The sequence below is a fragment of the Pseudalkalibacillus sp. A8 genome, assembly GCF_045920555.1.
In the GTDB taxonomy this organism is placed as follows: domain Bacteria; phylum Bacillota; class Bacilli; order Bacillales; family Fictibacillaceae; genus Pseudalkalibacillus.
Genome location: NZ_CP174509.1, coordinates 5,474,159 through 5,488,027 on the forward strand (window position 1 = coordinate 5,474,159; position 13,869 = coordinate 5,488,027).

The 13,869-nt window shown below is 38.0% G+C and carries 12 protein-coding genes and 1 pseudogene; 5 read left to right on the forward strand and 8 right to left on the reverse strand.

Annotated elements, in window-relative coordinates:
- Positions 1–834: 834 nt before the first annotated feature.
- Positions 835–1,050, reverse strand: a complete 216-nt coding sequence (locus ACJROX_RS27445; RefSeq protein WP_408008353.1) for a hypothetical protein — start codon at positions 1,048–1,050, stop codon at positions 835–837.
- Positions 1,051–1,826: 776 nt separating this feature from the next.
- Between ACJROX_RS27445 and ACJROX_RS27450 the strand changes: the two genes are divergently transcribed.
- From ACJROX_RS27450 to ACJROX_RS27460, 3 genes are all read left to right on the forward strand, one after another.
- Positions 1,827–2,255 (forward strand): MarR family winged helix-turn-helix transcriptional regulator, encoded by a 429-nt coding sequence (locus ACJROX_RS27450; protein ID WP_408008354.1) that lies wholly within the window; start codon positions 1,827–1,829, stop codon positions 2,253–2,255.
- Positions 2,256–2,348: 93 nt separating this feature from the next.
- Positions 2,349–3,488 (forward strand): MFS transporter, encoded by a 1,140-nt coding sequence (locus ACJROX_RS27455; protein ID WP_408008355.1) that lies wholly within the window; start codon positions 2,349–2,351, stop codon positions 3,486–3,488.
- A 258-nt stretch (positions 3,489–3,746) separates the two neighbouring features.
- Positions 3,747–4,244 (forward strand): DinB family protein, encoded by a 498-nt coding sequence (locus tag ACJROX_RS27460; RefSeq protein WP_408008356.1) that lies wholly within the window; start codon positions 3,747–3,749, stop codon positions 4,242–4,244.
- 2,326 nt (positions 4,245–6,570) lie between these two features.
- On the opposite strand, the gene ACJROX_RS27465 is transcribed toward ACJROX_RS27460, so the two are convergent.
- The 4 genes from ACJROX_RS27465 to ACJROX_RS27480 all read right to left on the reverse strand — a co-directional run bounded on the left by ACJROX_RS27465 (position 6,571) and on the right by ACJROX_RS27480 (position 9,631).
- Positions 6,571–7,146, reverse strand: coding sequence for a dihydrofolate reductase family protein (locus ACJROX_RS27465; RefSeq protein ID WP_056639975.1), 576 nt, complete (start codon positions 7,144–7,146; stop codon positions 6,571–6,573).
- A gap of 948 nt (positions 7,147–8,094) precedes the next feature.
- Positions 8,095–8,823 carry a P-loop ATPase, Sll1717 family gene (locus ACJROX_RS27470; protein WP_408008357.1) on the reverse strand — a complete coding sequence of 243 codons (729 nt, stop codon included), beginning with the start codon at positions 8,821–8,823 and terminating at the stop codon, positions 8,095–8,097.
- Positions 8,824–8,853: 30 nt separating this feature from the next.
- Positions 8,854–9,024 carry a hypothetical protein gene (locus ACJROX_RS27475; protein WP_408008358.1) on the reverse strand — a complete coding sequence of 57 codons (171 nt, stop codon included), beginning with the start codon at positions 9,022–9,024 and terminating at the stop codon, positions 8,854–8,856.
- Between the two features lie 409 nt (positions 9,025–9,433).
- Positions 9,434–9,631 (reverse strand): small, acid-soluble spore protein, alpha/beta type, encoded by a 198-nt coding sequence (locus ACJROX_RS27480; protein WP_408008359.1) that lies wholly within the window; start codon positions 9,629–9,631, stop codon positions 9,434–9,436.
- Positions 9,632–10,168: 537 nt separating this feature from the next.
- On the opposite strand from ACJROX_RS27480, the gene ACJROX_RS27485 reads away from it, so the two are divergent.
- A complete protein-coding gene (locus ACJROX_RS27485; RefSeq protein WP_408008360.1) occupies positions 10,169–10,336 on the forward strand; it encodes a helix-turn-helix domain-containing protein in 168 nt (55 codons plus the stop codon).
- Between the two features lie 119 nt (positions 10,337–10,455).
- Entirely contained in the window at positions 10,456–10,824 is a 369-nt protein-coding gene (locus ACJROX_RS27490) for a hypothetical protein (RefSeq protein ID WP_408008361.1), read from the forward strand.
- Here the strand turns inward: ACJROX_RS27490 and ACJROX_RS27495 are convergent.
- From ACJROX_RS27495 to nhaC, 3 genes and pseudogenes are all read right to left on the reverse strand, one after another.
- Positions 10,820–11,440, reverse strand: a pseudogene (locus ACJROX_RS27495) (IS3 family transposase); the annotation flags it as partial. The gene ACJROX_RS27490 and the pseudogene ACJROX_RS27495 overlap by 5 nt on opposite strands.
- Positions 11,404–11,538 (reverse strand): hypothetical protein, encoded by a 135-nt coding sequence (locus ACJROX_RS27500; protein WP_408008362.1) that lies wholly within the window; start codon positions 11,536–11,538, stop codon positions 11,404–11,406. The pseudogene ACJROX_RS27495 and the gene ACJROX_RS27500, both read right to left, overlap by 37 nt.
- Before the next feature lie 726 nt (positions 11,539–12,264).
- Complete coding sequence (nhaC, locus tag ACJROX_RS27505) at positions 12,265–13,692, reverse strand: Na+/H+ antiporter NhaC (protein ID WP_408008363.1); 1,428 nt, start codon at positions 13,690–13,692, stop codon at positions 12,265–12,267.
- Positions 13,693–13,869 lie beyond the last annotated feature (177 nt).

Genomic DNA, 13,869 nt, shown 5'->3' on the forward strand with positions numbered 1-13,869 from the left:
TCTTATTTTTAATAATATCGACTCATTAGCCATTTTGATAAACAAATGTCCGTCAGCACTGACTGTCATTTGATTTTATTCTATTCTAACTTTTATAAATTTGTCAATATAAATTTTACTTTTGGAAGCCAAAAATTCATGAACATCGTTTCCTTACTTTTTTGAACCATTACATTAACCAAATTGCTTAATATTCTTCAGTCCTCAAACTACGCATTGTTGGGTGTACCTAAAAACGTTCTTTTCGGAGCCGTACCTCTGGTGACGAATACAATTTACTTTTGCACGTGTATGCAGATCATAACAGGTCAATGGGATTGGAGAAAAGAAAAACTATACTCTTTCGGACATTGTAAAAGTAGAAAAGAATCCAGAAGAAAATTGCTTAAACGTATTACAAAAACGGCGATTGGTGGCATTATACAGCAGATGGTAAATGGTATTAATGTTGACACGCAGTCCGATCACACTCGAAGTTGAACGAAACATGTAGCAACACGAATAGCCCAAAACACGTCTGTTTTAGGCTAAGGTTGGCAGTTACCATAGATGTCATTGATGAGGAATCAAAAAAACGGTCAGTGGATGTGTATATGGCATTTAATCTATGTATGTTTTGTAGGTATATTTATTAAGGTAATAGTATAATTACACACTCTTGGATATGAATGAACAGTTATTTTTATTCATAATTTAAAAAACTGCAGTATTCCATTATCGGGCCATTTAATGGAGTAAGACTTTCAAACAAAATGATATTTATGTAACTATAAAATCAAAAAATGATGACTGTACTGGAACAATCACCATTTTATAAAAATAAATGGAGCAATTCTACCGATGGGAAACAATTACGCTCAAGGCTCTTGTTTCAACTTGAATAGATTGTACATTAACAGTATTATCATTGATTAATCGAATGAAATATGTGTGCATTCCTACCCCTGGTTGATCTACCCAATTTAAACTTCGCTGATATCGATATGACTGATCATTCGGCGGTGTAATATCGTCTTGGGAGAACCAGTTAACCGTTGCTAGTGGATTCATACTTGTATTTCGTCTTAATTCATATGTTACATTGTAAGCAATTTTTTCAGATAAGTCGTCTATCTTCTCAACTAGAATCTGAGCATTTGAAATAAGTAATACTCTTTGGGTATCACTAGTAATGTTTACGGTTACAGGTACTACATCAAATTCGTTAGAATCCGACGGAAATAGGGTTATATTTGTTTCACTCGGTGCTCCTGGTGGCCCCTGCTCACCTTGAGGTCCTTGTTCGCCTTGAGGCCCAGTTAGTCCTGGTGTCCCCTGCTCACCTTGAGGTCCTTGTTCGCCTTGAGGCCCAGTTAGTCCTGGTGGTCCCTGCTCACCTTGAGGTCCTTGTTCGCTTTGAGGCCTGGTTGGTCCTGGTGGCCCTTGCTTACCTTGAGGTCCCCGTAGTCCAGTTGGTCCTTGTGGATCTGGGCATATCTCAAGTCTTTCAATATTTTCTTCTAATTCTTCTTTTAAAAGGCATAAGAATTTACGGATGTCTTTTCGGATAAGCTTTTGTAGTTCATTTTTTATTAACAGTACAATATAGCTCCTTTCTTAGCTTTTAGAATTATTATATGTCATGGATACATATATAGATTGGACACCTCTGTTATTTCACTAAGGGCGCAATTCTGCAACAAGCGTTGTACTCTTTCTTTATGTAAAGGGCCATTTAACGGAATAACGACACCCGACAATTTTGATTCAGTGCTTAACTATTTTGCAGTTAATCATTTGCTGTTATAATAAATTCATTGACTAGTTAGAAAGGAGATGAATAACATATGCCAAATCCTCTCGATAATCCGGATATCGAGATAGAACTCTTTCTTACATTACACCAAAAAACAAGTAAATTAACAAAAATATTAGATTCAAGAATCAAAGTATTTCATTTAAATTTAGGGCGACTCTGTTTATTATACATGTTAGAAGAAAGAAATTATGAAGCTTTACCTTCTGAGCTAGGTGATGAACTTGCTGTCACTCGGTCTAATATTAGTGGATTGTTAAGTGCATTAGAAAAACTCCATTATATCGAAAGAACATTTGATGAAAATGACCGCAGAAGAATTAAAGTGACGATGACAGAAGAAGGTAAAAAGATTTTAGCGAAAGCATGGCCAATCTATGAAGAAGTAGTGAAAGACTTATTCAGTGAATTAAATAAAGATGAGAAAGAGCAGTTATTATCTGTAATGGCTCGCTTATAGTCCCTATTAGAAATAATAGGGTTTCATTTCCTATTATAGTTAAGTAGTTAATTATTAATTAATTAATTAATTGTTTTGAAAAGGAGAATGAAAATGAAAAAAACTATTATTGCTTTATGTGTATTATCCTTCTTGGTTGGTTTTGATTTAATTGTTACAGTACCAATGTTGCCAGCCATAAGTGAGAGTTTAAATATAAACATGGAAATTAGCGGAATTTTGTTTACATCTTATGCCCTGGCCTATGCCGTTTTTGGTTTAATTGCTGGAAGTATATCGGATCGAATTGGGAAAAGGAAAATACTTTTAGTTGGGATTGTTATCCTTTCCATTGCGACCTTTGTTACAGGACTATCTAATTCTTTATTTATGTTGATTGGATTTCGAATTTTAGCAGGATTTGGAGCGGCATTAATTCAGCCCACTGTTTATTCCATTGTGGGAGAAGTCATTGAATATGAACAAAGAGGAAAAGTAATGGGTTCCGTTACGGCAGCTTTAATTCTTCCAACTGTTATCGGGATACCCATTGCAGGTTTTATCACAGATATATTTAATTGGAGAGTCCCATTTTTCACCATTGGTGTAATCGGCATTCTTATGTTTATTGTCGCATGGACTGTCATTCCACAGTTTAAATCTACCAGCTCAAGTTCTATTGTAAAAATGATAAGAAAAGCACTCTCTAACCGTACCGTTACGCTTACATTGCTGATTTCTTTTATGTATTACGGCGGGTTAGAAGCTATTTTTTCTATCATAGGTATTTACTATAACCAATATTTTGATTTGTCACCTTCCTTTATTGGAAGTATCTTGCTTGTTGCAGGAATTGCAAGTGTTTTAGGCAGCATAGTGAGTGGCAAAGTGATGGATAAACCTCATAATAAGAAAAGTCTGTTACTGGCGGTGTCTATTATTTCTTTATTCTCCATCTTGTTATTAACGATGAATGATAAGCTGCTTTATGTATCCATCGTGTTAAATGTCATTTGGTCTTTTTCTTATGCATTCGGTCAAAATATTATCAACACCTATATGTCTAACCAAAATGATCAAATCCGTACAACAGTAATGTCTTTAAATACCTCAGCAATGTATTTTGGGGCAACCGTTTTAAGCATGATTAGTATCACGCTTCTAAATACTTTCTCATTTATTGCCGTTGGTATTTTATGTGCTATTGCTTATCTTCTGTCCGCTTTATTAACGTTTAAATTACAAGCTAGATAATAATGTATCAAAGTCATGAGTACTGAAGCTTTTCGTTTTCTTAAATTGTTATGAAAGCACGATATATAGAAAAAAACATCATTGCTAAGTAGTAAGAGATCAATCGTAAAATCTTCAAGAATAGGGCGCATTTCTGGAGTAAGAATTGCACATTGCATCTTTTTTGTGTTGTTTTGGGTCCGTAGTTTGTGAATAATACAGGAAGTTTTGGAAGAGTACTGAAGCAGTTATTATCTAATCAGAGGGAGTGTGTCGAGTATGTCTCACGCTAAAGATGTTTTGGCCGATCAGTTGTTAGCAAATGCGAACGATCCTAGCTGGTACGTATCATTTAAGGAAGCAGTAGAAGGTTTGTCTGAGGAAGAAGCCTTTTGGAACCCAAATGATGAATGTAATAGTATCGCTGAAATAGTGCAGCATTTGTTGTATTGGAATGAAACATGGCAGGCTAGGTATCTAAAATCTCATGTCAATGCTGTACCTTCCATAGGAAACAATGATAAAACCTTTATCATTCCGGAAAATCTATCGTTTATGGACTTAAAGGAAAGACTACTAGAAGTTCTTTTACAATGGCAAGAAATACTTTCTAATGAAAAGCTAGAAAGTGATGTATTAGGTTTCCTAGTACCAGCGAAGTGGTGGGAAATACTTGGTAATGCAACCACTCATAATGCCTACCACATTGGACAAATCATTTACATCCGAAAACTGCAAAAGAGTTGGAAAAATAACAACAAGTTGGAGGATTCCTAGGGCTGTTCACATCAAGTGCATTTTGTATAAGCAATGAAATTAAATCACAACATGTTTGAATAGGATTAATCAAAACATGTTGATTTTTTATTTCTCTTCGAAGCTCCGTAAGATATTACGTTTCAAGTTTAAACTAACCCGTCCTTCTTTAAAGGGAGGCTATTATTAAAGCTCTATTGAGATTGGATAGACACAATTTCGTTATTCCATTATAGGGCGCGCGCGACAAGTTCTGTTATAAGCGCATTACTGCGCGAAAATACAGGGAGTTTAACAGTTTAGACTTCAACTTTACAACGGAGGATGGGAATGATGGAGCCATGTTTCTTGAAACCATCCCGTCAATACTCCTGCATGCGTTATAACTGACAGGTTATAGGGTATGAAGCACAGGTAGATTCGGCAGAACGAAGGCTGAAGCCAGAAAGGTATGCCAACGGATATGCCGCACGGCTGAAAAACTAGATATGGTGAGAATGTTCTTTGAGAAAGGAACTGACGAACTTCCGAATGTACAGGTCTAGATTTAAAACATGGGGAAACTTATGTGTCATCCAACGATGACGTGAGTGGTGTGGAGTAAAAGTGCGCCCTCTGAAACACGCTATATCGAACAAAGGCGATATCCAGCTCACAGGCTTATAGGAAGCACCTAATTCTAGAATGGATAGCTACGTTGTAAGGGACTTGGAAAGCAAGGAACGTTGAAATAAAGGACTGTTATCCGAAACGGTTGCCATAAAGATCATACTGAAAGGCATTTATTCTTGTGAGGGTAGGGGTATGACCTAGGAATCTCCTGTAATGGGAGTGGAGGAACAGCCCCAAGTCTAGCGAAGTGGAATGATTATTTTCCAAGCGTTCATCGCACCGATCGGGTAGGAACGTGGGAACATTGCCTCCAGCAGGAGGGATGCCACAGTGCGAGCTTTTAGTAGGAATTATAAGATACTTCCTGTCTAAAGGTAACGAGGAACTTATAGTCTAGTACAATTCGTTAGATGGAGCGCCGGATGCTGGGAAACTAGCACGTCCATGGTGTGGAGCAGGGGAAAAGCTGGAGATAACATCAAATGCTTACCTATTGCTAACGCGCGACAAGTTCTGTTATAAGCGCATTACTGCGCGAAAATACAGGGAGTTTAACAGTTTAGACTTCAACTTTACAACGGAGGATGGGAATGATGGAGCCATGTTTCTTGAAACCATCCCGTCAATACTCCTGCATGCGTTATAACTGACAGGTTATAGGGTATGAAGCACAGGTAGATTCGGCAGAACGAAGGCTGAAGCCAGAAAGGTATGCCAACGGATATGCCGCACGGCTGAAAAACTAGATATGGTGAGAATGTTCTTTGAGAAAGGAACTGACGAACTTCCGAATGTACAGGTCTAGATTTAAAACATGGGGAAACTTATGTGTCATCCAACGATGACGTGAGTGGTGTGGAGTAAAAGTGCGCCCTCTGAAACACGCTATATCGAACAAAGGCGATATCCAGCTCACAGGCTTATAGGAAGCACCTAATTCTAGAATGGATAGCTACGTTGTAAGGGACTTGGAAAGCAAGGAACGTTGAAATAAAGGACTGTTATCCGAAACGGTTGCCATAAAGATCATACTGAAAGGCATTTATTCTTGTGAGGGTAGGGGTATGACCTAGGAATCTCCTGTAATGGGAGTGGAGGAACAGCCCCAAGTCTAGCGAAGTGGAATGATTATTTTCCAAGCGTTCATCGCACCGATCGGGTAGGAACGTGGGAACATTGCCTCCAGCAGGAGGGATGCCACAGTGCGAGCTTTTAGTAGGAATTATAAGATACTTCCTGTCTAAAGGTAACGAGGAACTTATAGTCTAGTACAATTCGTTAGATGGAGCGCCGGATGCTGGGAAACTAGCACGTCCATGGTGTGGAGCAGGGGAAAAGCTGGAGATAACATCAAATGCTTACCTATTGCTAACGTTTATCGAGTAACGCGTCTTTTTGTATCGGGCCAGTTTGTGGAATAAGGGGGTGAGGTGGGAATGAATGAATTGTTACAACGACAAAATGCTTTACAGGCGGAGGTATCAGAGGTTGTAGACAAATTAAAACTTGATGGGGTTCACCAACATTTTAACGAAAATATACGCTAAGCCCTGAATTGCGTCCGACTTGGCGTTTCTCCTTACTCTAAGCTCAAACGACACGATCACCCGACAAACTGAATTAGACTGACTCGTAAAAAAAGCAGTGACGGACTAGGAACTCGAAAGACCTAGACTGCCGCTGCTTTTATTGTGCTAACGTAATTTGTTAGCGTAATCTACTTTAGGAGACAAGGTCATCTAACCGTCTGGTAAACGAGGCCTATGGCTCCAGAATCAAATGTCTTGTTTTCGATAAGTTTAAGATTGATCTTCTCCTTGAGACCTTGGAATAACGGCAACCCGCTGCCGATCAGGACGGGAGAAACCGTAATTTTATACTCATCTATTAAATCAAGCTGCATAAGGTAGTGTGCGAACCTAGGACTGCCGAGGATGACCATATCCTTGCCTGGCTGCTGTTTGAGGTTCTTGATCTCTTCCTCGACATCTTCTTTCACCAGTCTGGAATTGTTCCATTCGACTTTCTCCAGCGTCGTGGAAAAAACGATTTTGGCTGTCTTTTCGATCCACTCGGCATGATTCCGTTCATGCTGCGAAGCTGATGGGTTCGAAGGCACAGATGGCCAGTAACTGTGCATCATCTGATAAGTCCCACGTCCCCAAATGACAGTGTCGGCAGTACTCAGAATTTCTTTCGCATGTTTCTCCAAATCAGCATCGTAGGAAACCCAGCCAATGTCCATTTCACCATTCGGCCCTTCTACAAAACCGTCAAGCGATGCGTGCAGAAATAGAACGAGTTTTCTCATTTTCAGTTCTCCTTTGTTCATGAGGAATATCTACATTGTACATTAACTAAATTTTAGCATAATTCAACTTGGGTTGTTTCTTATGGATTGCTAATCTAAACTGCCCATCCGTAATCCCGCACATATGACCGCTAACAGTCCATAGCGGACATTAATCCCGTTGTTCATTAGTGTTAATGTCCGCTAATGATTGATATAACAGAGATTTTGAATGTCCACTAAGGTTTAACTGTAGAAATCACACGTATCATGTAGATACCCCCTATAAGAAGAATGGTTACGTGCATTGTACTAAGCCTATGGAATATTTTACATCTTAAGCAATCGGGCGCTTAAGTGGAATAAATAATAAAGTAAAAGACCGCAAAATATGCAAAGTTTTATACAAAACTTTAATATTGTGGTCTTTTTAATATGCAAAAATCATACTGCCATTTCATACATAAATTAAATGCCAAATACAGGAACGGTATTTTAAAATCCAAGAAGTTCTCTCAGAATATCTATTATGACTTTACTCATAGCGGATATATACTTCCTCAAGGGGCAATAATGCATACAATTCCCGAGCTAATCTGATAGTGACTGAACAAACAGACTTAATCCTGGTAAATTTCATTGTATGTCCTTTTGCCATCTGCTTCTTTGATAATTTCCGGTGAGACTCGGGATGACATCATCGGAGTGGACATGGATGTTAACGACCTCTTGTGTGGTTGAAAGTCATGAAGTTTCCTAACTAATCAACATAAAATTAATACTTTTTTCTTCTTTTTGTGTTTGAGTGTTATATTCCTCTTCGAGGCCTTCCCCCAGGAAAATCCTTTTATTGTAATTAACCCCCTATGTGCTATTAAAAAAGCGCTTTCCTAATATAGAAAAGCGCTCGTAATTAGTCCATTAGGGGAAATTTAATAGCAGCCTTACGAAATAGATTAAAAGAAAATATTATGGAGAAGGAATTGGAAGGTTTACTTTTTCAATTTCCAAATATGCATGAAAAGCAGGATTGATTTGGTAACGTTTTGAACAAGAATTACGTTCAGATAACCTATCAGCAAGCTTATCTGTAATTTGAGTAGATCGCTTTTCACTATAATACTCAAATTTACCCTCTTGTATTTCTTGACCTATGAATGTCATTTCACATAGTATTCTGATTATGTCTTCTATATTAGTCAAGGTGTTTTTCCTTAAAGATTCTTCTAATTCTTCCTTATTAATAATTGATTTTTCTCCTGCAAATTCATAAAGTATTGATTCTAAGTTTTTAATTCTGCCACCATTTTCAGGAAATAGAGATTGAAGTGCGTATTCTGAATATGAATATTCAGCCGCTTTAAAGTCTTCCTCTTCAACTTTAGAATGCCCTTTGTTCACCGCTTCCTGTAATGCTGTTTTAAATAAAAAAACGATATCACGGGGCCTAGGAAGTATTAAACTTTGAACATAGGTTCTTAAAGGGATCCCATCTATATGTTTACAAAAATATTTTTCCCATAACACATCAGGACTAGTTACTCCATCACTACTGTAATCAATTCTATTTTCAATAACTCTGAATAATAAACTAGGCTCTGACCATGTTAAATGTCTAAATGGAATTTTGTCCCTCTCAGAGGCAAAACTCATAATTCGAGAAAATATATCACTTCTAAGAAATACAATTAGTGACATATTCACTTTAATATGCTTGTAGCTATTCTTTTAAAATTCATCAGAAATTTTATGAACTACATTTAATAACCCAAATAGTAAGTCACTTAATTTTTCTAAATCAGCATTGTCATTCCAACTCTTATCTAAATTATTGAGTATACTTACTTTTTCTCTTTTATGTAGTACCTTCCCTAAATGCTCCCTTAATTTTTTTATCATAGTATCGTGTAGAAACTCACTAACTTTTAATCGTTGTTCTTCAATAGAATCAGTCTGTTTGCAGGAAGCAGGAGTAAAAAAGACGACCTTTTATAAGCTGGTTAAGGAGTATGAACGACAAACAACTATATTATAGGAAGAATCTCGTAATAAATTTAAATAAATCCCCTCATAATCATACGATTTAATGGAAAAAAGATTATTGAGAAAACTGTACAGTTTAGTAAAAAGTTGAAGTTAATTGACCCACGTGTTCAAGAGAAAAGTTTAAAATATATATAGGTGAATTTAAATAGACCAGTGTAATCCTATAAAACTATCTGGAACACATTGGTTGAATAGATTTTTATTGACGATATAGCAAAGATAGGGTTCATTTTTTAGCTTTGTGTTACCACTACAGTAATAATCAGCTGCTTGATCCCATTTGTTGCTGAGCCATTTGAACCAGACGCTTGGTAATTTCTCCACCAACTGAGCCGTTTTGGCGAGATGATGTGTCCGGTCCCAGTTGTACATTGAATTCGTTCGCAATTCCATATTTCATTTGATCCATTGCTGCTTCTGCTCCTCGAACTAACAAATTATTGGTATTACTTTGTGCCATGTTGTTTGCTCCCTTCGATTGACCGTTCAAAAGCTTTATAATTTAAGTATTAAATGAAATTCAGAATCTATACAAGGAAAAAAATGGTAATATAGAGCGTTTGGGTTTTAAGTATTAGGGGGAAGACAATCATACCAAGGGGCTTATTTTTTTCTTAAATCGGATATTACTTCATAATAGGAATGCTGCCCGATTGCTGAAGATTAACTGTCTGTTACACGTGCTAATTGAACACATTGTTTATCGTAACAAAAATCATGATTCAAATCGGCAAATACGATTATTTATATATACGTTGACATACAAGTCATCATATGTTTTAACATTATGATTAACATATATATTAGTTTAGTAAAAAACTTGCGGATCAGATCAGCTGTCCAACTATGTCTTAAAGGACTAACATTTATCCCGTAACCCTGACGATGATATAGTTTTTTCTAAATAAATGTGAACAGCACTGGTAAAATACCCAATATCAGCACTTGAAAATTCCCCATTATTAGCGGACACTCTCCTCAAGAGGGGAGAAAAATTATGGTCCAGAATGGAGAATTTTTTATGATTAAGCAAATGAAACAAAATGGAATGACCATCACGCAAATTGCCGAAGAACTGGGGAGAGATCGTAAAACAATCAGAAAATGGCTAAACGAAAAAGAACCTCGAATTATCAACGTCGTACAACCCAGCCAGGCAAGCTAGAGCCTTTTAAATCGTACGTTCGTCAACGTATGGAGGAAGGATGCCTGAATGCCGTTGTCCTATTTGACGAACTGAAAGCAAAGGGTTATACCGGGCAACTCACCTTACTGTGTAATTTCATGAGACCCTTACGTCCCATCATTATCGCAAAAGCAACAGAGCGATTTGAAACACCTCCGGGCAAACAAGCCCAGGTAGACTGGGGACAATTTACGGTCGATTGGAACGGAAAGAAAAAACTAGAGACGCTAATAGGCTGCCACTTACGGGCTATGCAGTATTTTGGTGGAAAAACCGAAACGTGCCTGTACGATAATATGAAGACCGTTGTTGCCGGACAGGATGATCAAGGAGAAGTCATCTGGAACGAGAGATTTACCCATTTTGCCAGCCATCATGGGTTTAACTTAAGACGATGTCAGCCGTACCGGGCTCGTACAAAGGGAAAAGTTGAAAATGGTGTGGGCTATGTACGCAAGAATTTTTAGCCTCGCGTTCATAGGAGGTGTATTGGGCACCTTGATCACTGTGTAAGATAACTTCATGAGTCTCTCTTCCTCTACATGCAGCTTTTAGCGTATCGAGTACAAGGCTAACTTCTTGAGTATCACTTACCTTGTAGGCAACGATCTCGTTATTGTACAAATCCATAATCGTAGACAAATACAACGTTTTTTCTCCATAGGTTAAATACGTGATATCGGTTACCCATTTCTGATTGGGTTTCTTAGCCACGAAGTTTTGATTTAGAAGGTTGGGGACCACAATCTTACTTTCACCCGCAACGTATACTTTCTTTTTCACCTTTACTTGGCATTGAATAGAGTATTTCTGCATGATCTTTTGTACTGTTTTACGATTCACTTTTATTTTGTGATCTTTCCAAAGGAGTCCCTTTACGATTCGGTGTCCTACTCGATATGAAAGATGCTTACAAATATCGATGATGAACTGATGGAGGGGCGGAAGCTCCCTTAATACATCTCGTTTCCAACGATAATATGTGGATCTAGGAACTCCTAAGCATTCACAAATCCTCTTAATTGAATATTTTACTTTGAAAGCCTCTACAACTTCGATGAATATTTCTGGTACCACTTCCTTTTAGCCATAATTTCTTTATTGGTAAGCTCTCCAGCAAGCTTTAAACGAATAACCTCTTGTTTGATATGTTCTGGATAATACGTTTTCTTCTTCCCCATAAGAAAAACACCCCTATATGTCGATATTTGTTTATACGACTTAGGTGGTGTTTTTTCCTGTCTCATTTTACTGGGTCACTCTAGTGTTAACCGACATAGCTTTTTTTATCGATATAGTTAAGGATCTTCTTAATACCTTCCTTGATTAACCCTTTTTTGTATCGAGTCAGAAAATCACAATAGTCACACTAATCAGTTTTTCTAACGTGTAGGGGTGACCGTTAAAGACCTCCGAGAGATCGCTTAGTAACGTTTTTTCCTTAATGCAGCTTTCCTAATTATTCTGACGTACATGGTCCTGAGAGATGGCTGTGTGTCCTCTACATAGTCAATTGAATTCTTCATAACAATGAACCTCCGGCCTTATGGATTTATCTCTTATTATGAGATTGTTATATATAAACTCATCGGTACGCCTCACTTGGTCCAAGTATTCATCAAATAGAATTTTTAATAATCAACCTGGTCAAAATGTGTTTTGCTTAATCCACTAATATCTCACAAAGAACAAATGCATAAAAGTCACACCTTGGTAATTTAGTTTTACCTAGGTCAGAACAATCAAATCTACTATACACAGCATAAGCTGGATCAATACTAGTAGCTAATAAACAAACAACGGAAAAAGATTCCTTCAAAATTAGAAAACACAAAAAACCCGAATGTTAATAACTTTTTTAGTGTCCATCATTCGGGTTATAGTCCGAAGTTTCCAGAGCCTTCTCTTTAAGATGCCTTTTGATCGTTTGCCTCCATTTCTTTTCGGTCTTGATCACTCATAAAAGTAATTTTGTAGCCAAGCAAAGCAAAAATAATGGCTAGGATTGGCACGGTGAAGTTCAAAATAGCATACGGCGCGTATTCAAACGGATGCACTGACAGTGTAGACATAATAAATACTGCGCAAGTATTCCACGGGATAAATACAGAGGTCACTGTCCCTCCATCTTCAAGTGCGCGCGATAGATTTTTGGATTGCAGATTTTTATCCTTATAAGCCTGTGCATACATTCTACCAGGCAACAGGACGGATATATATTGTTCTGCTGCGGCAATATTTGTAAAAAAGGAGGATAAAACAGTTGTAGCCACAAGGCTTCTCGCTGAACGTGCCAGTTTAAGAATCTGATCGACAATTGCTTTTAGCATTCCTGTCTGTTCCATGACACCGCCAAAGGTCATAGCAACAATTGTCAATGAAACAGTGTACATCATATCATCAATGCCGCCTCTATTAAAAAGGTCGTCCACAAGGCTATTTCCGCTTTCGATTAAAAAGCCGCTCTGAAGCGTATTCACAGCATCTCCTACTGAACCGCCCTGAACGAAAATATGGCAAAGCCAGCCAAGTACAACTCCAGCCGCCAATGCAGGAAGGGCCGGAACCTTTTTGGCTACCAGAAAAATTACCAGTACAGGCACGAGCAGAAGCCAAGGAGAAATGACGAAGCTCCCAGAAAGCACCTTCATTACCTCTGTAATATTTTCATTGTTTAATTTACTCCCGCCGAACTGCCTGCCCATAATCCAATACGTAATAACTGCAATAATTAGTGCAGGAATGGTGGTGTAAAACATGTGGTGGATATGTTTAAACAAGTCTGTCCCCGTTATCCCTGCAGCCAAATTGGTTGTATCGGATAGCGGCGACATCTTGTCCCCAAAATAGGCACCGGAAATAATGGCACCTGCCGCCATCGGAGCTGGAATGCCCATACTGATTCCAATCCCCATGCCTGCAACCCCGATTGTTCCCATCGTGGACCAGGAGCTGCCAATCGCCAGTGTAACAATCGCACTAATGACGCATATTGAAACCAAAAACATCGAAGGCGTAATAAGCTTTAGTCCATAGTAAATCATCGTCGCGACAATTCCGCCGCCAATCCAAGAACCAATCGTCAATCCTACCATAATGATAATCAGGATTGCTGGAAGAGCTAATCGAATCCCTTTATAAAAACCTTCTTCAATGTCATTCCATTTAAATCCGTAACGCCAAGCAATGAAAGCAGATACAATTGTACCTATAATTAATGGCACATGCGGGCTTCCCTCAAATTTTACAATCGTGACAGCCATGACAGCAATCATCACCAATAACGGCAGCACGGCCATCCAAAACGGAACCTTCTTCCCTGTCGATTCATCCATATAGTTTCCTCCTTTTAAAATAAAAAACTTTAGAATATCCTTTGCAAGATTAATGCCAAAACATAAAATAACGTCATTTTTCTGATTTTCATGTTGAAAAATGCTCCGTCTGGGGTGTTTCTATATAATTTAGAATGCAAAATAATTTGGCGATCGCACACTCATTTTGCATGCAAA